The following is an 18852-nucleotide window of genomic DNA, read 5'->3' as shown; positions in this document are numbered from 1 at the left end:
TCCCTACGCCACAGCCGCTTCCCGCACCGCGTCGGGTCCGCGCACGGGGAGCAGCACGAGCAGGCCCGCGCCGAGCACGACGAGCAGGCCGACGATCCCGGCCCGGTCCGCGCCGAATATCCACACCGACAATCCGAACAGCGTCGGCGCGAGGAACGAGGCCGCCCGGCCCGTCGTGGTGTACAGGCCGAACATCTGTCCTTCCCGGCCGGGCGGGGCCAGCCGGATCAGGAACGAGCGCGCCGAGGCCTGCGCCGGACCGACGAACACCGTCAGCAGCAGGCCGAACACCCAGAACATCGCGGGCCCCGACACCATGAGCAGCGCCAGACCACAGATCAGCATGCTCACCAGCGACACCACGATGACCACCTTGGGCCCGATCCGGTCGTCGAAGCGCCCGGCCGTCACCGCACCGAGCGCGGCCACCACATTCGCGGCGATGCCGAACAGCAGCACATCGGAGTCGGCTATGCCGTACACCTTCACCGCCAGCACCGCACCGAAGGTGAACACTCCGGCCAGTCCGTCCCGGAACACCGCGCTGGCCAGCAGGAACCACACCGTGCGCCGGTCGGTCTGCCAGAGCTCGCGCAGGTCGCGGCGGAGCACCCGGTACGCCCCGAGGAACCCGGCCTTGTCCGCGCCGGGATCGGCGGTGGTGTGCGGTATCTCCGGGATCGCGAACATCACCGGCAACGCGAACGCGGCGAACCAGATCGCCGACACCAGCACCACCAGCCGGATGTTGAGCCCGTCGTCGGTGGGCACGTCGAACAGGCCGCGATTGTCGCCCTCCCCGGCGATGAACCCGAAATAGCAGATCAGCAACAGGAAGATGCCGCCGAAATAGCCCATGGCCCAGCCGAATCCGGACACCCTGCCGACCGTCTCGGGAGTGGAGACCTGGCGCAGCATGGCACTGTAGGGCACATTCGCCAGCTCGAAGGCCGCCGAGCCGATCGCCAGCAGCACCAGTCCGAGCCACAGGTCGCGATAGTCGTCGTGCACGAAGAACATGGCCAGCATCGCCACGATGACCACCAGGGTGAGCACCGCGAGCGCCCGCTTGCGCCGGGCGGCCGCGTCGAAGTACTGACCACTGACCGGCGCCGTCAACGCGACCACCAGGCCGGCGAAGCCGAGCGACCAGCCGAGCCAGGTACTTGCCGCGATGTCGCCGGGCAGGTCGTCGCCGACCTTGTCGGTGAGGTAGACGGTGAAGACGAACGCGACGATCACCGCGTTGAACGAGGCCGATCCCCAATCCCACAACCCCCACGCGAGGGCCTGCCCCCGCCCGGCGGCCTGCCCGATCGACTCCCGCGCGTCCGTCATGGGCACAGGCTAACGGCCGAGCGCCCACACGGCAGGCTTTCCTGCCCGGTATGCACCCCGTTGCATATCACCCCCGGTCACGCCTACTCTGACCGCATGGCACTCGAGCACGCCCTGCTGGTATCGCTGAGCGAGCGCTCCGGTTCCGGCTACGAACTGGCGCGCCGCTTCGACAAGTCCATCGGATTCTTCTGGACCGCCACCCACCAGCAGATCTACCGGGTGCTCAAGCGCATGGTCGAGGCGGGCTGGGTCGACTGCGAATCGGTGGCGCAGGAAGGCAAGCCCGACAAGAAGGTCTATTCGGTGACCGCGGCCGGCGACGCCGAGCTGGCCCGCTGGATCGCCGAGCCCATCGACATCGAGATCCCGCGCAGCGACCTCGGCGTGAAGATCCGCGGCGCGAGCGTCGGCGGCGTCGAGGCCGTGTGCACCGAGATCATCCGGCACCGCGACTTCTACGCCCACCGGCTCGAGGTGCTGCGCGCGATCGAGAAGCGCGACTTCCCCGCTCCGGACCGGCTCTCCGGCTCGGCCCTGCACCAGTACCTCGTGCTGCGCGGCGGCGTCCGCACCTGCAGCGGATATATCGAGTGGTGCGAGGAGATGCTCACCACCCTGCGCCGCTGACCACCCGCGCCGCCGAGCGGCGGGCGCGCCGAAGGGAGACCCGTCCCCATGAGTTCCTTCCCCCATCTGTTCGAGCCGCTGGATCTCGGCTTCACCACCTTGCGCAATCGGGTGGTGATGGGCTCGATGCACACCGGTCTCGAGGACCGCGCCTGGAACATCGACAAGCTCGCCGCGTACTTCGCCGAACGCGCCGCGGGCGGTGCGGGTCTCATCATCACCGGCGGCTACTCCCCCGACCGGGTCGGCAGGCTGCTGCCCTTCGGCGCGAAACTCACCACAACCACCGAGGCGCTACGGCACCGGACGGTCACCCGGGCGGTGCACCGACACGGCGCGGCGATCGCCCTGCAGATCCTGCACGCGGGCCGCTACTCCTACCAGCCCGGCAGCGCGTCGGCCTCGTCGATCAAGGCTCCCATCAACCCGTTCCGGCCGCGCAGACTCACCCGGCGCGGCATCGAGCGGACCATCGAGGCCTACGTCCGTTGTGCGCGCCTGAGCAAGCTCGCCGGTTACGACGGCTGCGAGATCATGGGCGGCGAGGGCTATCTGATCAACCAGTTCCTCGCCCCGCGCACCAACAAGCGCACCGACGAGTGGGGCGGCTCGGCCGAGAACCGCCGCCGCTTCCCCTTGGAGATCGTGCGCAGGGTCCGCGCGGCAGTCGGCACCGACTTCATCATCATCTTCCGGCTCTCGATGGCCGAGTTCGTCGAGGACGGGCAATCCTTCGAGGAAATCCTCACCCTCGCCGAAGAGTTGGAACGCGCGGGCGTCACCATCATCAACACCGATATCGGCTGGCACGAGGCGCGAGTGCCGACCATCGTCACCTCGGTGCCGCGCGCCGCCTTCGTCGAGTTCACCGCCGAGATCGCCGGGCGGGTCACGGTCCCGGTATGCGCCTCCAACCGGATCAACATGCCCGAGGTCGCCGAGGAGATCCTGACCCGCGGCGACGCCCGGCTGATCTCGATGGCCCGGCCGCTGCTGGCCGACCCGCAGTGGGCGAACAAGGCCGCGGACGGCCGGGTGGCCGAGATCAACACCTGCATCGCCTGCAACCAGGCATGCCTCGACCACGCCTTCGGCAACAAGAGGGTGTCCTGCCTGCTCAACCCGCGCGCCGGGCACGAGACCGAGCTGGTGCTCGCGCCGACCCGCCGCCGCAAGCGCATCGCGGTGGTCGGAGCCGGTCCGGCCGGGCTGTCGGCGGCGGTCAACCTCGCCGAACGCGGTCACACCGTCGACCTCTACGAGGCGCAGGACCGCATCGGCGGCCAGTTCGACATCGCCCGCCGCATCCCGGGCAAGGAGGAATTCGACGAATCGCTGCGCTATTTCGATCGGATGATCGCCGTGACCGGGGTGAACCTGCGGCTGAACACCACGGCCACCGTCGACGAGCTGCTGACCGAAGCCTACGACGAGGTGGTGGTGGCCACCGGCGTGCGCCCACGCGTGCCCGACATCCCCGGTATCGATCACCCCATGGTGCTCACCTACGCCGAACTGGTGCGCGAGGAGAGACCGGTCGGCAAGCGGGTCGCGGTGATCGGTGCGGGCGGCATCGGCTACGACATCGGCGAATTCCTCACCGTGGACGGCCATCCGACGCGCAAGCTCGAGGAGTGGAAGCAGGAGTGGGGCGTGGACTCCGCCGACGAGCGGGTCCCCGGCCAGCTGCGAGCACCCGAACCCGCGCCGCCCGCGCGCGATGTGGTGCTGCTGCAACGCAAGACCACCCCGTTCGGCAAGGGGCTGGGCAAGACCAGCGGCTGGGTCCACCGCGCCGCGTTGCAGGCCAAGGGCGTCGAGCACGTCGGCGGGGTCAACTACGAGCGCATCGACGACGAGGGTCTGCACATCAGCTTCGGCGACAGGCGCGAACGCCCCCGCCTGATCCGCTGCGACAATGTGGTCGTCTGCGCGGGCCAGGAGTCGGTGCGTGAACTCGCCGAGCCCTTGCGGGCCGCGGGCGTGCGGGTGCACCTGATCGGCGGCGCGGAGCTGGCCGCCGAGCTCGACGCCAAACGTGCCATCGACCAGGGCACCCGGCTGGCCGCGCGCCTGTAGGACCGCGGCGAGCAGGGCGAACGTTAGGCTCGCTGGCGTGAGCCTGCCTTCTCCCACCACCGACAATCGCGCCGTCGTCACCGGCGCCTCCTCCGGCATCGGTACCGCTCTGGCCGCCGAACTGGCCGGGCGCGGTTACTCGCTGATCCTGGTCGCCCGCCGCGGCGAACTGCTGGACGAGCTCGCCCAGCGACTCACCCTCGCGCACGGCATCACCGCCGAGGTGCGCGCGGTCGACCTGGCCGATCGCACCCAGCGCGCGCCGCTGGTCGAGGAACTCGCCGCCCGCGATATCGCGATCCTGTGCAACAACGCGGGTATCGCCACCTTCGGCGCCATCGCCGAACTCGACCCCGCCTACGAGCGCGACCAGCTCGAACTCAATGCCGTTGCGGTGCACGACCTGTCGCTGGCCGTGCTGCCCGGCATGCTCGAGCGCCGCGCGGGCGGCATCCTGATCAGCGGCTCGGCCGCGGGCAACATGCCCATCCCCAACAACACCACCTATGCCGCCAGCAAGGCCTTCGCCAACACCTTCGCCGAATCGCTGCGCGGCGAGCTCAAGGACTCCGGGGTGCACGTCACCCTGCTCGCTCCCGGCCCCGTGCGCACCGAAACTCCCGATCCCGCCGAAGCGTCGATCGTCGACCGCATGGTCCCCGACTTCATGTGGGTCTCCTCCGAATACACCGCCAAGGTCTCCATCGACGCCCTGGCCCGCAACAAGATGCGCGTCGTTCCCGGACTCATCAGCAAGGGCATGAGCGTGGCGGGCCAGTACAGCCCCCGCGCCCTCAGCGCGCCCATCGCCGGCGCCTTCTACCGCAAGCTCGGCGGCTGATAGCAGTCCGTCCAGCTCGTGGCCCAGATTACATACCCACCTTCGGTCCCCCTAATCCCATTAGGGGATCAACCGTCCGAATGCCATGGTGCCCGGCAGATTCCCGGTCAGAGGCCGGTTTTCTCCCCGATTTGGTCATAGCTGTCTGCTGTGGTTAAAGTTCTCATCGGTCCAAGCAAGAAATCAACGATGAAGGAGTTAGTCACCATGGTGCTCGAATTCGTCTCGAACCTGCTCGGCGCTCTGCTCACCCTGCTCGGTCTCTGATACCTCGAGACGACCGACTCGCCCCGCCCTCCCCGAGGTGACCAGCCCGGGGACGGGGCGAGTCCGCTTTTCCCGCAACGATTCCCGATGTGCGGATACCTGCTGAACCCGATTCGGGTCAGCGGCGGCGACGGGTGCCGAACAAGCTGCGAGTGATCTCGCGGCCGGCCACCGTCGCCGCCGACCGCAGGAAACTCTTCACCGCCGGATTGCGCATGATTCGATCCGCGGCCGATTCCTCAGGCTCCGCGCTCGGCGAACGGCCGGGCGCCACCGGCGCTTCCGGCTTCTCCGGCTCGACAGCGGCCATCTTCGCCGCCAGAATCTCCGAAGCCGACTCCCGGTCGATCGTCTGCCGATACTTCGCCGAAAGTCCGCTGGACAACGCATGCGAGGAGATCGCGGCCACACCGACGGTGTCCATCAGTGACCGCGGCGGCGCGATCCTGGTCCACGCCACCGGAGTCGGCGCTCCCCGCTCCGACAACACCGTCACCATCGCCTCGCCGGTGCCCAGCGAGGTCAGCGCCTTCTCCAGGTCGTAGTGCGCGGTGCGCGGGTAGGTCCGCACCGTCTTCGACAACGCCTTCTGATCGTCCGGGGTGAACGCCCGCAGCGCGTGCTGGATGCGCGCACCCAGCTGCGAGAGCACCGGATTCGGTATGTCGGTGGGCAATTGCGTGCAGAAGAACACCCCGACGCCCTTGGACCGGATCAGCTTGACCGTCTGCTCGACCTGATCCAGGAACGCCTTGGAGGCATCGGCGAACAACAGGTGCGCTTCATCGAAGATGAACACCAGCGAGGGCTTGTCGACATCGCCGATCTCCGGCAGCGTCTGGAACAGTTCGGCGAGCACCCACATCAGGAATGTCGAGAACATCACCGGCCGCGCCGCCTGGGCGCCGAGTTCGAACAGCGTGATCACCCCCTGCCCGCCCGCGGTCCGCACCAAGTCGCCCGGATCGAACTCGGGTTCGCCGAAGAAGGTATCGCCGCCGTCGGCCTCCAGATTCACCAGTGCGCGCAGGATCACACCCGCCGTCTGCGCCGACACCCCGCCGATGCCCTTCAGATCCGCTTTGCCTTCGGGGCTGGCCAGATGAGTGATGACCGCCCGCAGATCCTTCAGATCCAGCAGCGCCAGCCCCTGGTGATCGGCCCAGTGGAAGATCAGCCCGAGCGTCGACTCCTGGGTGGCGTTGAGTCCGAGCACCTTGCTCAACAGCACGGGGCCGAACGCGGAGATGGTGGCGCGCACCGGCACGCCGACGCCGCCGGTGCCCAGGGAGACGAACTCGGTCGGGAACCCGCTCGGCGCCCAGTCCCGCACACCGGTCTCCGCGGCCCGGGCGATGATCTTCTCGTCCTGCTTCCCGGCGGCGCTGAGCCCGGACAGATCCCCCTTGATGTCGGCGAGCACCACCGCGACGCCCGCGCGCGAGAGCTGCTCGGCGATGCCCTGCAAGGTCTTGGTCTTGCCGGTGCCGGTCGCGCCCGCGACCAAGCCGTGCCGGTTCATCGTCCGCAACGGGATGCGCACGCGCGCATCCGGATCCACCACGCCGTCCACCACCACGGCGCCGAGCTCGATCGCGGGCCCCGCACTCGCGTACCCGGCCGCGATCTCCCGAGCCGCCGGCGAACCCGCCGACACCGCCGCGCTCGCCACCGCTTCTCCGTGCCCGACCCGCGCGGCACCCGCCGGTTCCTCGGCCCGTCCCGGCTGCGCCGATTGCCCGGCCTGTCCCGGCTCGGCCTGCTCACCTTCCGCCGCCCGATGCTCGGCGAGCTCGCGTTCGGCCGCTTCCGCCGCGGCCGCCGCTTCGGCCGCGATCCTGGCCGCCTCCTCAGCCGCCCTGCGCGCCTCGGCTGCCTTCTCCTCGGGGGTGGTCATCGCACGTCCTCCGTCGACTCGACTCGAAACCGCACAACCGGGTCCGGCACTGCTGGCCAGAACCGTCCGGGGCCGGGTGGTGCGGGGTCGAATCGAGTGGATCGGATCGGTCTGACCGGAGACCCTGCCGAAACTGTATCCCCGCGGCGAGTGCGCGAGGCGCGAGGCGACCGCTGGTGTCGCGGGCCGTTCGCCGACGACACCGGCGCAGTAGTGTTGCCCGGGTGTCCGACAAATTAGTGGTGTGGATGGATTGTGAGATGACCGGGCTGCGCCTGGACAGCGACAAGCTGATCGAGGTCTCGGCGCTGGTGACCGACAGCGATCTCAATGTGCTCGGCGAGGGCGTGGACATCGTGATCCACGCCGACGACGCCGCGCTGGCCTCGATGGTTCCGGTGGTCACCGAGATGCATGCCCGCTCCGGCCTGACCGAGGAAGTCCGCCGGTCCACCGTCACGGTGGCCGAGGCCGAAGAGTTGGTGCTCGACTACATCCGCCAGTACGTGCCCACCCCCCGCACCGTGCCGCTGGCGGGCAACTCGATCGCCACCGACCGGGCGTTCATCGCCAGGGACATGCCCGCCCTCGACGCGCACCTGCACTACCGCATGATCGACGTCAGCTCGATCAAGGAACTGTGCAGGCGCTGGTACCCGCGCATCTACTTCGGCCAGCCGGAGAAGGGCCTGACCCACCGCGCCCTGGCCGACATCAAGGAATCGATTCGCGAACTCGAGTACTACCGCCGCACCGCGTTCGTCGCCCAGCCCGGACCCTCCACCGCCGACATCGCCGCCGTCGTCGCCCAGATCGACGCCGACCGCGCCGCCGACCGAAAAGACGACGCAAAGCCGCAGGTAGAGGGCGCGCCGGAAACCGATTAGGGATCTTCGGGGTAGACACGCTAATATCTAGGCCGCCGGTTGTTACCGGTGATGGTGAGTGTAGTTCAGTTGGTAGAGCACCAGGTTGTGATCCTGGCTGTCGCGGGTTCGAGTCCCGTCACTCACCCCGAGGAGCGGGGCCGGAACGCGAGTTCCGGCCCCGCTTTCGTATTCCCACTGTTCACCACCGCCGGCAACCCTCGGACCGCCCGCGCTAGCCGCGCTCGTGGATGTAGTAGACCCACACGCCCTCGTCGTCCTCGGCAGAGAGCGGGAATCCGCCGCCGAAGCGCTTCCATGACAGCGCTCCCCCGGCGTCGGCTTCGGCGAGGCCCTTGGCCGCGCGCAACTCCCCGGCCACGCCGAGCCGCTCCTCCTGTCGATCACAGAATTCACACTCGTGCACCTTGCGTACGTCGTAGCCGGCGGCCACCCGACCTCGCTCTCTCCACAGAAAACAGCACGGTCGCCACAACATTGCGTTGTGGCGACCGCACCGAGGACAGGAATCGGACTAGGAGATGTCGGCGTTGCCCGCCTTCCACGTCTCCCACGGGATGTTCCAGTCGCCGAGTCCGTCGGTGCCCGACAGGGTTCCCGCGACCGTATTCTGGACGATCGCGATGTCACCGCGTTTGGCGTTCTCGTACACCCACTGGGCGTTGGCTGGGCTGAGATTGAGGCAGCCGTGGCTGGTATTGGTGTTGCCCTGCGCGCCAACCGACCACGGGGCCGAGTGGAAGAAGATGCCGCTGTAGGACATCCGGACCGCGAAGTCCACCGGGGTGCGATAGCCGTCGGCGGAGTTCACCGCGACACCGTAGGTGGAGGAGTCCATCACGATCTTGTCGTGCTTGTCGGCGAGGATGTAGACACCGTTGTCCGTGGGCGTGCTGTCCTTGCCCATCGAGGTCGGCATCTCCTTGATCACCTCGCCGTTGCGGGTGACGGTCACCATCTTGGTGTTGTCGTCGGCGGTGAAGACGACCGCGTCGCCGATGACGAAGTGAGAGGTGATGTTCTCCTGGCCGTACAGGCCCTCGCCCAGATCCACGCCGTAGACGTTGACCTCCACGTCGATGCGCGTGCCGGGGGCCCAGTAGTGCTGCGGCCGCCAGCGCACCTCACGGTTGTTCAGCCAGTAGAAAGCGCCCTCGACCGGCGGCGTGGTGGTGATCTTGATGGCTTCCTGAGCCGCCCGGCGATCGGGAATGTTCTCGTCGAACTGGATCGCCACCGGCTGGCCGATACCGACCACCTCGCCCTCGCCGGGACTCAGATACGGCTTGGTCTGACTGTCCGGCGAACTGGTGGTGAAACTCAGCGTCGCGGAATTCGCGCCGCCGAGACCGACCGCCTGGGCCGCCAGCCGATAGGTCTTGCCGTACCCGAGCACCTCGGTGGTCGACCAGGTGCGACCGTCCGGAGCGAGCGCGCCCTCGACCGACTTGCCCTGCTCGTTGACCAGTTCGACCTCGGTGAAGCGGCCGTCCTGCACCTCGAAGGTCATCGGCACACCCGGCGAGACGCCCTTGTCGCCGTCCTTGACCGGCGAGAGCAGCTTCGGCTTGATGAGCTCGGTGATCGGATTGCGGTCGATCGCCATCGACGAATTGTCGTTCGCCGAGGTCGAACACGACGTCAGCGCGAGTGCGAGCACGGCGAGCACGAGCGCGGGAAGACTGAGCACTCGTGATGTCCGGCGGGTTCTTCGCATTCGACGCCGACCATGACCACTGCTCATCATCAACCCCGTTTCACGTCTCGACACCGTCGAACACGCCTGACGGCATGTGCTGACGGCTGGCATTCGACCGATGCGGAAACTCAACCCACCGCACGTCGACCCACCGCTCGGCAGGCCCGGTCGAGAACCTGACTGTCATTCTGCCAGCCAGGTTCGAGGTGTCCAATGACCGCGCTCACGCCGATGGGTCGCGCCGATGCGCGACGAGAGAAGCTCCCCGACGAGTGCATCGCCGACGGACCCGAAGCCGTTACCGCCGGCGGACGGCCCCGCGCTGCCGCCGGGCGGCGCCGGCGGACAGCCCCAGAAAGGCCCTCTGACCAGCCGATTTCACTTCTGCACCCACCTACTGTTAATGTTTGTCCCGCACCGGAACACGGAGCAAGCGCCATTAGCTCAATTGGCAGAGCAGCTGACTCTTAATCAGCGGGTTCGGGGTTCGAGTCCCTGATGGCGCACAGTACGAGGCCCGCTCGACATGTCGAGCGGGCCTTCTTCATGCCCAGGGCCACCTTACGCGGACTTCCCGTCGGAGCCCCCCGGAATTTCGGGATGAAACTGTCATTCGGGCGTTATCTCGCCGAGACTATCGAAACATTTTTGTGACCTACGCCACGGAATGTTTAGCGGCAAACTCCCTGCAAGGCGGCACATTCCCGGGCGGTCACCTGGCCGATTCAAGATCGCCCACACTCTTCGTTGGCGCTTTGTTCATCTTCCGTTAACCTACCGTGACCATTCTGCAATCAGGTCAAAGCGACCTGGGGTTCGGTTACCGACCAGCCGCGGCACATTCGCCCGGCGCCTCCACGAGCCCCGTCGCTCCACCCGAAGTGGAGTTCCGCGCGACGCCCGCGGCCGCACTCGACATCGAGTCGCCCGCGACAGGCAGCACGTCGTGTTTGCCGGACCGCAGTGTCCGTGACAACAGAACCGACAACAGCACACCGATTCCATCGACGCGAGGCATGCCGCCCGCGCCGCCGGATCCGCGCTGCTCGAGTGCGATTCGGACCACCACGTCCCAGATCAAGGAACCGATTCAGCGATGCCCGACACCCGTCTGCTCACTTTCCGGCGCACCACTGTTCGCGAAGGCCTGACCCTCGCGGTGGCCGCCGCAGCCGTCCTCTCGATCGCCACGTCCTCGGCGATCTCGGTCGCCGACGACCGCCCCGCAGCCCGGATCACGATGGTCGCCGAGCAGGAGCCGGTCGCCGAAGCCGTGGCCGCCCAGGCCGAGCAGGTCGCTTCCGCCGCTCCCGAGCAGGCCGCGCCTGTCGAGCAGGCCGCGCCCGCACCCGAGCCGGCACCGCCCGCACCGCCCGCGCCGCCGGTCGAGCCGATCGCCGCCCCCGCCCCGCCGGTCTACGAGAACAATCTCGACGGCTGGATCCGCCAATCGCTCGACATCATGGCCGCCCACGGGATCCCCGGCAGCTACGACGGCATCTACCGCAACATCATGCGCGAGTCCACCGGCAACCCCCAGGCGATCAACCTGTGGGACTCCAACGCCGCCGCGGGCATCCCGTCCAAGGGACTGCTCCAGGTGATCGACCCCACCTTCGCCGCCTACCACGTCGAGGGCACCCCCTTCGACATCTGGAACCCGGTCTCGAATATCGTCGCGGCCTGCAACTACGCCGCGCACCGCTACGGCAGCATGGACAACGTCAACAGCGCCTACTGAGCGCGGGCTCACAGCCGTTTCCGCGCCCCGCGCACGCACGCCCCGCACCAGGCTCTCCCCGGGCCGGGTGGCGGGGCGTCGGCCGTAAAATGCCCCGGTGGCCGATTACGCGCACAACGACATCTCGGCAGGCCGACGCGCCGAGAAAGCCCGGCGCTTGGCCGTCTACCTGTGGGACCGCGACATCAGCGCGAGCGAATTGCGCGAGATGCCCCCGGCGCTCCTGCGCAAACTGGCCAGAGCCGCGCAGACCAATCCACCCGGTACCGGCGAGACCTGGCAGGTGGTCGCCGGACTGCTCGACGAGAAGGCCGCGTGGGCGGCCCGCCACCCCGGCCATCCGGCCGCCGGCCGCGCCCATCCGGAGGAGAAGCTGCTCTGGGTGAAGCCGCCGATCACGCCGTGGTCGTGAGCCCGCCCGGGGAGTCCGTGTCACAGGGGTCGTCCTCGTCGCAGGATTCGGTCTCATCGCACACGTCGTCGCCGTCCCCGGTCGAGGGCACCACGCGATCGGCGAGTTCCCGCAAGGCACGCGCCTGCTCCTCGCTCATGGGGTCGATGAACAGGGTGCGCACCAGCTCGACGTGATGGGGCGCGGCCCGCTCCAGAGCGGCCCGTCCCGCGTCGGTCAGTTCGACGATGATTCCGCGCGCGTCCTCGGGTGAAGGCTTGCGCACCACCAGGCCGCGCGCGTCCATCCTGGCCAGATGCTTGGAGAGCCTGCTCTTCTCCCAACGGACCTCGGCCGCGAGGTCCTTGGCGCGCAGCCTGCCCTCCGGCGCGGCCGAGAGCGGCACCAGCAGGTCGTAGTCGGCCAGCGACAGCCCATCGCGCGCCAGACCTGCGGCGATCGCGGCATCCATCCGGAGCCTGATGCGGATATAGGCTTGCCAGGTCCGCTGTTCTTCCTCACTCAGCCATCGCGCCACCTCACCAGTCTAGCCATTGGTTGACATGGACACCACATACGGGACGGTATGGTGACCCACCCCGTATCCGCACCCCGTGCTGCGTTCGCGCGGTTGACAACTCAGCGACCCATCGCAACAGTGGGGGCGGCGCCGGGACCCTCGACGCCACTCACCGCAGCAGACACAGAGGAATACATGAACGTTCGCCGGCTCCTTGTCAGCACCGCCGCCGCGGGCCTGACGCTCGTCGCGGCCCCCGCCCTGGCCTCCGCCAACACCGGTTCCGCCGGAACCGGCTCCTCCGCCATCGACACCGGTCTGATCATGACCGGTTCGGCCGGTCTCTCCCAGACCGGTTCCGCGGGTGGAGCCTTCGCCAACTGCGACGACGCCCGCGCCGCCGGCCGGGCCCCGATCTTCCGTGGCGAGCCGGGCTACGGCCCGCACCTGGATCCCGACGGCGACGGATTCGCCTGCCCGACAGTCTGATCGGGCGATCTCACCGATCGGGCAGTCGTGCCGATTCGGCAAGCGATCGAAGACGAGAACACCCGGTGCGGCCACAGGCCACACCGGGTGTTTTTCGTCGCGACGGTCAGCGGAAGAGCTTGACCAGCACCAGTCCCACGACCAGCGCACCCGCGCCGATCAGCGAGTACTTCACCTTCGGCTGATTCAGCTTCGCCACGACCACTGCCTTGGTGTCGTCGGCGATCCGCTGCGGATCGGCGCGCACCGCCAACTCGTCGAGCGTGCTCGCCAGCCGCGCGCGAGCCTCCTCGATCTCCCGCTCGATCCGCTCGGTATCCCTACCCACGTCATTCCTCCTCGTCGATTGGCGTGCCACCGGGCGCGAACCGGGCCCGGACTCCACCGAGATGTCCCGGCCGGGAAACCCGGCGGTCCGCGAATCACCAGGGCTCGCGGACGAGTGTATCGGCCCGGCCCGCGCCCTTTCGGTTACCGTGCAGGACGTGACGAACCAACGACTCGCCCCCGGTGACACCGCTCCCGCCTTCACTCTGCCCGACGCGGACGGCAACGAGGTCTCGCTCGCCGATTACCGCGGCCGCAAGGTCGTCGTCTACTTCTACCCGGCCGCGAGCACGCCCGGCTGCACCAAGCAGGCCTGCGATTTCCGGGACAATCTCGCCGAACTCCGCGGGGCCGGCATCGACGTGGTCGGCATCTCCCCCGACAAGCCGGCCAAACTGGCGAAGTTCCGTGACGCCGAGTCGCTGACCTTCCCGCTGCTCTCGGACCCCGACCGCGAGGTGCTCGCCGAGTGGGGCGCCTTCGGCGAGAAGAAGATGTACGGCAAGACCGTCACCGGCGTGATCCGCTCCACCTTCCTCGTCGACGAGGAAGGCCGGATCGAGGTGGCCCAGTACAACGTGCGCGCCACCGGCCACGTCGCCAAACTGCGCCGCGACCTGTCGGTCTGAGATCGTCCCTGGGCGCGCCGCCGCGGCGGCGCGCTCAGCTCTTCGGCGGACCCCCCGCAGCCGCGTCCTCGACCGCGCCGAATCCGTGCGCTGCGAGATAGCGCTCGTAGCCGTCGAGCATCCGATCCAGGCCGAACTCGAAATCCGCTCGTGCCCAGTCGATATCGCCATCGAGAGCGGTGCCGGCGAGCGCGGAGACCAGCGCGGGGAATCGCTGCGGGTCGAGCACCGAGAGCATCACCTCTTCGAAGTCGTACTCCTCGCCCTGGTCGGCGACGACATCCTTGGCCGCCCAGGACCGGCCGAGAACGTAGAGCGACAGGTTCATCACCAGCTGGAACCGAGTTTGTTCCGGCAGGTTCGTCCGCCCCAGCGTGGCCAACCCGGCTTCGAGCCACGCCATGTTGTTGGGCCCCATCGGCGGACCGGCCATCGGTATCTCCAGGTACCACGAATGCCGGGCGAGCACGTCGAATTCCGCGACCGCCCATGCCCGCAGCCCCGCCCGCCAGCTCGCGTCGGCCGCGATCGCGGGCGGGCTGCCGATGACGCGGTCCAGGACCAATAGCACCAGCGTCTGCTTGCTGTCGACATAGCGGTACAACGACATGGCGGTGAAACCGAGTTCCTTGGCGATCCGGCTCATCGACAGCGCCGACGCGCCCTCCGCGTCGGCCAGCGCGATGGCCGTGTCCAGAATCTGCTCCAAGGTCAGCCCTCGTTTGGGGCCGCGTTCGCCCTCCGGCGCCAGACCCCACAACAGCGCCATCGGCCTGGGTAGCTCGATCGGTGCCGTCCCGGCAGCATCCTCCGACCTGGTCATGGGTTCCTCCTTCGCGTCGACTCTAGCCGTGCCGCGGGGTTGCGCCGCCAAACTGCTTACTCTATAAACTGTATTGACAGTAAACAGTTCTCGGGGAGAGGTTCCCATGACCACCCGTCCCACCTCCGCACTCACCGTGCGCCGGTTGCGCAAGTCCTACGGCGAGCATCGCGTGCTCACCGGACTCGATCTGGAAGTGCCCGCGGGAAGCATCTTTTCGCTGCTCGGCCCGAACGGCGCGGGCAAGACCACGCTGGTCCGCATCCTGGCGACCCTCACCACCCCCGACAGCGGCGAGGTCCGCGTCTTCGGCCACGACCTGATCCGCGAGGCGGCCACCGTCCGCGGCCTGATCGGCGTCACCGGCCAGTTCGCCGCCGTCGACAAAGTGCTGACCGGCGCGGAGAACCTCCAGTTGGCCGGCAGGCTGCTGCATCTGCCGGGCGAGCTGATCCGTGCCCGGCGGGACGAACTGCTGGAGCGCTTCGACCTCGTCGCGGCCGCGGGCAAGCCCGCCGACAGCTACTCGGGCGGCATGCGCAGGCGCCTGGACCTGGCGATGAGCCTGATGGGCCGTCCCCGCCTGGTGTTCCTGGACGAACCGACCACCGGTCTCGATCCGCGCAGCCGCCGCGAGCTGTGGGCGGTGATCAGGGAACTGGCCGCCGAAGGCGTGACGATCCTGCTCACCACCCAATACCTCGAGGAAGCCGATCAGCTCGCCGACCGCATCGCGGTGCTCGACGGCGGCCGGATCGTGGCCGAGGGCACCGCCGGGGAACTCAAACAGCGCGTTCCGGGCGGTCACATCGCTCTGTTCTTCGCCGACGCGCACACCCTCGACGCCGCCGCCCGCACACTCGCCGGCCTCGATCACCACGCCGATCACGAGCAACTGTCCGTGCGCATCCCCTCCGACGGCAACGCCGCCGACATCAAACACGTCCTCGACCGGCTCGCCGACCACGACGTCACCATCGAACGCCTGGCCGTGCACAGCCCCGACCTCGACGACGTCTTCTTCGCCCTCACCGGGCATCCCACCCCGACCGGCACCGCGGCCTGACAAGCCCCGCCCCCAACGAGACGAGTTCCCCGTGACCACCGACGCGGCCACCACGCCCAAGCCACCGCTGTCCCGGCGGGCCCTGCGCAACGCCCAGGACAGCCTCACCATGCTCGACCGCAACCTGCGGCACACCCGGCGCAGTCCGGACACGATGATCATGACGCTGGCGCTGCCGATCATGATCCTGCTGATGTTCGTCTACGTCTTCGGCGGCGCGATGAACGCCGGCGAGGGCGCCTACATCGACTACGTGGTGCCGGGAATCATCCTGCTGTGCGCTGGATTCGGATCGTCCACCACCGCGGTGAGCATCGCCGTCGACCTGAGCGAGGGCATCGTCGACCGGTTCCGCGCCATGGACATCGCCCGCTCGGCGGTCCTGACCGGCCATGTCGCCGAGAGCGTGCTGCGCAATCTCGTCACCACCGGCATCGTGATCGTGGTGGCGGTGGCGCTCGGGTTCCGGCCCACCGCCGACCCGTTGCGCTGGCTCGGCGCGATCGCGGTGATCGCGATGTTCGTACTCGCACTGTCCTGGGTCGCGGCCGCGCTGGGACTGCTGGCCCGTAACCCGGAGGCCGCGAACGGTTTCACCTTCGCCTTCATGTTCCTGCCCTATGTGAGCAGCGCGTTCGTCCCGACCGAGTCCATGCCCACCGCACTGCACGCCTTCGCGGAGAACCAGCCGGTGACTCCGGTGATCGAGACGGTGCGCGGACTGCTCATGGGCACCGAGATCGGCAACAGCGCACTGCTCGCGACCGCCTGGTGCGTGGGCATCGCCGCGGCCGGCTACCGGGCGGCCCGGGTGCTGTTCCAGCGCCGCGCCGCGACCGCCTGACCCCGCCGCATCCCCGATGCCGGTGCGGTGACCGCACCGGCATCGGATGTGTTCAGGCTCCGGCGAAGCGCTGGGCCGCCCACTGCGCGATCAGCCGGACGTGGTTGTCCCACCACCGATAGGACTCGGCGGTGAACGGCGGTGGCGGCGGCGCCTCACCCGGGAACAACAGCATGGCGTCCGGATCGCCCAGTGTCGGTTCGGTCGGCAGTCCGGCGCCGGGCAGCGCGGCAGGCTCGTCGGCGGCTTCCACCAGCCCGCTCTGGGCCGGTTGCAGGCTCAGCGGCGCCCCCGGCTCGCCCCAGTGGCTCTGCGAATCGGACGAGCGCAGCGAATATGTGGGCTGCTCGATCGGCTCGGCGATCTCCGCCGCACGGAAGCGCTCCGGGTCGATGCGCTCGGGGTCGAACTCGCCCGGCCGGACCGAGGAGCCGGTGTCGATGCCGCCGAACAAGCCGGTGCGACCGACGATCTCGCTGTTGGCTGTCGCCCGCGCGTCGTCGGATGCGGCCGGACCGCCCTCGTTCTGTGCGATGTACAGCCCACCGCCCGCGTAGAGGCCCGCGGTGAGCAGCCCGCAGGCGAGCGCGCCCACGGCCGTCGGCAGCGCCGGCGCCGGCTTGCCCCGGGCGGGTTCGGCGACATCCTCGTCCACGGCGCCCGCCAGATCGTCGAGCACCCAGCGCGCCGCGCCGACAGCCGTCGCCGCGGCCGCGAGCGGGCACGACAGCACCGGCACGCCGAGCTCCTCGACGGCCGCGCGCACCTCGAACGAATCGGCGGCCGACCCGATCAGCACCACCGCGTCCAACCGGACGCCCGCCGCCTCGCTCTGATCGCCCGCCGCGCACACCACCTCACCGAGCGCGGCGACCGTTCCGGCCCGGCCGGTCGCCGCCAGGACCCGGCTGCGCGCGGCGTCGACCACCGTGCAGGCCTGATAGCCGGGAACCACATCGCAGACCAGCAGGTCGCCGAACTCCGTCAGCGAGGGCATATCGGCGGCCACGCTCAGGTGCGCCGAGGTGAGCGGAACCAGCGCCGCGCCGTGCCAGCGGCCCTCGGCCAGCCGGGTGACGACCGATTTGCGCTGGGCGGCCTCCCGGTAGACCACCGCGGCGCCGACGATCGCCGAGTCGAGATCGCCGATCGGCTCCTCGAGATCGGCCGCGTCGGTCATCCGGCCGGCCAGGTCGCCGGCGTCCATCAGCCGCAGTTCGGCGGCCACCCCGTCGAGGGCGATTTCCACCGCCACGGCGATCTCCGCCGGGTCGGTTCCGGTCCTGACCACGCGATGGACGAGCACCCGCTCGGCCCACCTGCCCCCGGATTCCGACAAAGCCACCGCGCGCACCGCACCGCGCTCGATGGAAGCCCCCAGAGTCACCATGAGTCGACCCACCACACCCGCCTTCCCCGTAACCGTTTGCGCGGGTCCCGCTCGTGTTCCGACCTGCCCGCTCGATCACATCCACTCGAAAGCCACGAGCCGGACCCGCCTGGTCGAATCGGCACGGCCCGATCGGTACCCCGAAATGCGCGACGATGCGCCTACCGATTCACGCGTGCTCAGTTGGGGTTCGACACCACAACCGGTGTGGATGGGTGGGAGAAGTGACCGAAATCCGACCCACCGACGATGCGGGCATGTCGGTGTTCTATCCGTACCGCTAGCCTGGACCCGTGGAAGTGCAAGCGAAGGCCGAGGCGAAGCCCAAGAAGCGACACCTTGACCCCGCTTTGGAGATGCAGGACGACCCGCGGGAATTGATGCCGCGCAAGCGACCCACCCAGGAGCGGAGCAAACGCAAATTCGACGCGCTGTTGCAGGCCTCGCGCGAATTGCTCGTCGAAGTCGGGTTCGAGTCGTTCACCTGTGAAGAGGTCGCCGCCCGCGCCGAAGTGCCGATCGGCACCCTGTATCAATTCTTCGCCAACAAATACGTGATCGTCTGCGAGCTCAATCGCCAGGATCTGGTCGCGGTCTCCCAGGAATTGGCCGACTTCCACGGCGAAATCCCTTCACTGGACTGGTTGCGCCACATGAACCAGTTCGTCGACCACCTGGCCAACCTGTGGGTCACCGACCCCTCCCGGCGCGAGGTGTGGCTGGCCATGCAGTCCACCCCGTCGACGCGGACCACCGGCGCCATCCACGAGAAGGAATTCGCCGAGGTCGTCTCGCAGATGCTGCGCCCGCTCACCCCGCGCACACCGCGGGCCAGGCGCACCATGATGGCCGAGGTGCTCGTGCACGTGGTCTATTCGATGCTGAACTTCTCGGTCCAGGACGAGCAGTCGCACGCCGACGCCGTCGCCGAGCTCAAGCGGCTGATGGTCGCCTATCTCCTGGTGGCGGAAAAGGAATCGCGGTCCTGACAGTC

19 protein-coding genes and 2 tRNA genes are annotated in these 18852 nt (G+C 68.6%); 13 read left to right on the top strand and 8 right to left on the bottom strand.

Annotated elements, in window-relative coordinates; all coding sequences use genetic code 11:
- Positions 1–3: 3 nt before the first annotated feature.
- On the bottom strand, positions 4–1338 hold the full coding sequence (locus ON26_RS06010; RefSeq protein WP_040794961.1) for an MFS transporter: 1335 nt from the start codon (positions 1336–1338) through the stop codon (positions 4–6).
- A gap of 96 nt (positions 1339–1434) precedes the next feature.
- On the opposite strand from ON26_RS06010, the gene ON26_RS06005 reads away from it, so the two are divergent.
- Genes ON26_RS06005 through cmrA form a run of 3 tightly spaced genes read left to right on the top strand, consistent with a single transcriptional unit; the run spans position 1435 to position 4888 of the window.
- Positions 1435–1968, top strand: a complete 534-nt coding sequence (locus ON26_RS06005; protein ID WP_040794960.1) for a PadR family transcriptional regulator — start codon at positions 1435–1437, stop codon at positions 1966–1968.
- Between the two features lie 48 nt (positions 1969–2016).
- Positions 2017–4047 carry an NADPH-dependent 2,4-dienoyl-CoA reductase gene (locus ON26_RS06000; RefSeq protein WP_040794959.1) on the top strand — a complete coding sequence of 677 codons (2031 nt, stop codon included), beginning with the start codon at positions 2017–2019 and terminating at the stop codon, positions 4045–4047.
- Between the two features lie 37 nt (positions 4048–4084).
- Positions 4085–4888, top strand: a complete 804-nt coding sequence (gene cmrA / locus ON26_RS05995; protein WP_040794958.1) for a mycolate reductase — start codon at positions 4085–4087, stop codon at positions 4886–4888.
- Between the two features lie 385 nt (positions 4889–5273).
- Here the strand turns inward: cmrA and ON26_RS05990 are convergent, their stop codons facing one another.
- Complete coding sequence (locus tag ON26_RS05990) at positions 5274–7052, bottom strand: helicase HerA-like domain-containing protein (RefSeq protein ID WP_040794957.1); 1779 nt, start codon at positions 7050–7052, stop codon at positions 5274–5276.
- A 224-nt stretch (positions 7053–7276) separates the two neighbouring features.
- On the opposite strand from ON26_RS05990, the gene orn reads away from it, so the two are divergent.
- Together orn and ON26_RS05980 are read left to right on the top strand one after the other, a co-directional pair.
- Positions 7277–7939 (top strand): oligoribonuclease, encoded by a 663-nt coding sequence (gene orn / locus ON26_RS05985; protein WP_040794956.1) that lies wholly within the window; start codon positions 7277–7279, stop codon positions 7937–7939.
- A 54-nt stretch (positions 7940–7993) separates the two neighbouring features.
- A tRNA-His gene (locus ON26_RS05980) sits at positions 7994–8066 on the top strand.
- 87 nt (positions 8067–8153) lie between these two features.
- Here ON26_RS05980 and ON26_RS05975 read toward each other — a convergent pair.
- Together ON26_RS05975 and ON26_RS05970 are read right to left on the bottom strand one after the other, a co-directional pair.
- Positions 8154–8372, bottom strand: a complete 219-nt coding sequence (locus ON26_RS05975) for a hypothetical protein (RefSeq protein WP_040794955.1) — start codon at positions 8370–8372, stop codon at positions 8154–8156.
- 81 nt (positions 8373–8453) lie between these two features.
- Positions 8454–9683 carry a L,D-transpeptidase gene (locus ON26_RS05970; protein WP_040795023.1) on the bottom strand — a complete coding sequence of 410 codons (1230 nt, stop codon included), beginning with the start codon at positions 9681–9683 and terminating at the stop codon, positions 8454–8456.
- Positions 9684–10071: 388 nt separating this feature from the next.
- On the opposite strand from ON26_RS05970, the gene ON26_RS05965 reads away from it, so the two are divergent.
- The 3 genes from ON26_RS05965 (at position 10072) to ON26_RS05950 (ending at position 11791) form a co-directional block, all read left to right on the top strand.
- A tRNA-Lys gene (locus ON26_RS05965) sits at positions 10072–10144 on the top strand.
- Positions 10145–10734: 590 nt separating this feature from the next.
- On the top strand, positions 10735–11379 hold the full coding sequence (locus ON26_RS05955) for a transglycosylase SLT domain-containing protein (RefSeq protein WP_040794953.1): 645 nt from the start codon (positions 10735–10737) through the stop codon (positions 11377–11379).
- 97 nt (positions 11380–11476) lie between these two features.
- Positions 11477–11791: a hypothetical protein gene (locus ON26_RS05950; protein ID WP_040794952.1), complete on the top strand. Its 315-nt coding sequence runs from the start codon at positions 11477–11479 to the stop codon at positions 11789–11791.
- On the opposite strand, the gene ON26_RS05945 is transcribed toward ON26_RS05950, so the two are convergent.
- On the bottom strand, positions 11775–12308 hold the full coding sequence (locus tag ON26_RS05945) for a MarR family winged helix-turn-helix transcriptional regulator (RefSeq protein WP_083883770.1): 534 nt from the start codon (positions 12306–12308) through the stop codon (positions 11775–11777). The genes ON26_RS05950 and ON26_RS05945 overlap by 17 nt on opposite strands.
- Positions 12309–12485: 177 nt before the next feature.
- On the opposite strand from ON26_RS05945, the gene ON26_RS05940 reads away from it, so the two are divergent.
- Positions 12486–12779 (top strand): excalibur calcium-binding domain-containing protein, encoded by a 294-nt coding sequence (locus ON26_RS05940; protein ID WP_040794951.1) that lies wholly within the window; start codon positions 12486–12488, stop codon positions 12777–12779.
- Between the two features lie 106 nt (positions 12780–12885).
- Here the strand turns inward: ON26_RS05940 and ON26_RS05935 are convergent, their stop codons facing one another.
- Positions 12886–13107, bottom strand: coding sequence for a DUF3618 domain-containing protein (locus tag ON26_RS05935; RefSeq protein ID WP_040794950.1), 222 nt, complete (start codon positions 13105–13107; stop codon positions 12886–12888).
- A 157-nt stretch (positions 13108–13264) separates the two neighbouring features.
- Here ON26_RS05935 and bcp point away from each other — a divergent pair, with 157 nt between their 5' ends.
- Positions 13265–13735 carry a thioredoxin-dependent thiol peroxidase gene (bcp, locus tag ON26_RS05930; RefSeq protein ID WP_040795021.1) on the top strand — a complete coding sequence of 157 codons (471 nt, stop codon included), beginning with the start codon at positions 13265–13267 and terminating at the stop codon, positions 13733–13735.
- Positions 13736–13769: 34 nt separating this feature from the next.
- On the opposite strand, the gene ON26_RS05925 is transcribed toward bcp, so the two are convergent.
- Positions 13770–14558, bottom strand: a complete 789-nt coding sequence (locus ON26_RS05925; protein WP_051026735.1) for a TetR/AcrR family transcriptional regulator — start codon at positions 14556–14558, stop codon at positions 13770–13772.
- 106 nt (positions 14559–14664) lie between these two features.
- On the opposite strand from ON26_RS05925, the gene ON26_RS05920 reads away from it, so the two are divergent.
- Both ON26_RS05920 and ON26_RS05915 read left to right on the top strand, forming a co-directional pair.
- Positions 14665–15624, top strand: a complete 960-nt coding sequence (locus tag ON26_RS05920) for a daunorubicin resistance protein DrrA family ABC transporter ATP-binding protein (protein ID WP_040794949.1) — start codon at positions 14665–14667, stop codon at positions 15622–15624.
- A 109-nt stretch (positions 15625–15733) separates the two neighbouring features.
- The gene (locus ON26_RS05915) at positions 15734–16468 is read left to right on the top strand and encodes an ABC transporter permease (RefSeq protein ID WP_040795019.1); all 735 of its coding nucleotides are present in this window, start codon (positions 15734–15736) and stop codon (positions 16466–16468) included.
- 52 nt (positions 16469–16520) lie between these two features.
- Here ON26_RS05915 and ON26_RS05910 read toward each other — a convergent pair whose 3' ends face one another.
- Positions 16521–17858 carry a hypothetical protein gene (locus ON26_RS05910; protein ID WP_040794948.1) on the bottom strand — a complete coding sequence of 446 codons (1338 nt, stop codon included), beginning with the start codon at positions 17856–17858 and terminating at the stop codon, positions 16521–16523.
- Positions 17859–18214: 356 nt separating this feature from the next.
- On the opposite strand from ON26_RS05910, the gene ON26_RS05905 reads away from it, so the two are divergent.
- Positions 18215–18847 carry a TetR/AcrR family transcriptional regulator gene (locus tag ON26_RS05905; RefSeq protein ID WP_040795018.1) on the top strand — a complete coding sequence of 211 codons (633 nt, stop codon included), beginning with the start codon at positions 18215–18217 and terminating at the stop codon, positions 18845–18847.
- Positions 18848–18852 lie beyond the last annotated feature (5 nt).

Origin of the sequence: Nocardia higoensis NBRC 100133 (genome assembly GCF_000308595.1) — a bacterium.
In the GTDB taxonomy this organism is placed as follows: domain Bacteria; phylum Actinomycetota; class Actinomycetes; order Mycobacteriales; family Mycobacteriaceae; genus Nocardia; species Nocardia higoensis.
The sequence above is the reverse complement of the archived record's forward strand: the minus strand, read 5'-3'. Positions and strand labels throughout refer to the sequence as shown.

Coding starts and splice junctions, on each gene's coding strand:
- ON26_RS05940 (WP_040794951.1), top strand. CDS start 12,486: ATGAACGTTCGCCGGCTCCTTGTCAGCACCGCCGCCGCGGGCCTGACG.
- ON26_RS05955 (WP_040794953.1), top strand. CDS start 10,735: ATGCCCGACACCCGTCTGCTCACTTTCCGGCGCACCACTGTTCGCGAA.
- ON26_RS05905 (WP_040795018.1), top strand. CDS start 18,215: ATGCAGGACGACCCGCGGGAATTGATGCCGCGCAAGCGACCCACCCAG.
- ON26_RS06000 (WP_040794959.1), top strand. CDS start 2,017: ATGAGTTCCTTCCCCCATCTGTTCGAGCCGCTGGATCTCGGCTTCACC.
- ON26_RS06010 (WP_040794961.1), bottom strand. CDS start 1,338: ATGACGGACGCGCGGGAGTCGATCGGGCAGGCCGCCGGGCGGGGGCAG.
- ON26_RS05920 (WP_040794949.1), top strand. CDS start 14,665: ATGACCACCCGTCCCACCTCCGCACTCACCGTGCGCCGGTTGCGCAAG.
- ON26_RS05910 (WP_040794948.1), bottom strand. CDS start 17,858: ATGGTGACTCTGGGGGCTTCCATCGAGCGCGGTGCGGTGCGCGCGGTG.
- ON26_RS05925 (WP_051026735.1), bottom strand. CDS start 14,558: ATGACCAGGTCGGAGGATGCTGCCGGGACGGCACCGATCGAGCTACCC.
- ON26_RS05915 (WP_040795019.1), top strand. CDS start 15,734: ATGCTCGACCGCAACCTGCGGCACACCCGGCGCAGTCCGGACACGATG.
- ON26_RS05970 (WP_040795023.1), bottom strand. CDS start 9,683: ATGAGCAGTGGTCATGGTCGGCGTCGAATGCGAAGAACCCGCCGGACA.
- ON26_RS06005 (WP_040794960.1), top strand. CDS start 1,435: ATGGCACTCGAGCACGCCCTGCTGGTATCGCTGAGCGAGCGCTCCGGT.
- ON26_RS05990 (WP_040794957.1), bottom strand. CDS start 7,052: ATGACCACCCCCGAGGAGAAGGCAGCCGAGGCGCGCAGGGCGGCTGAG.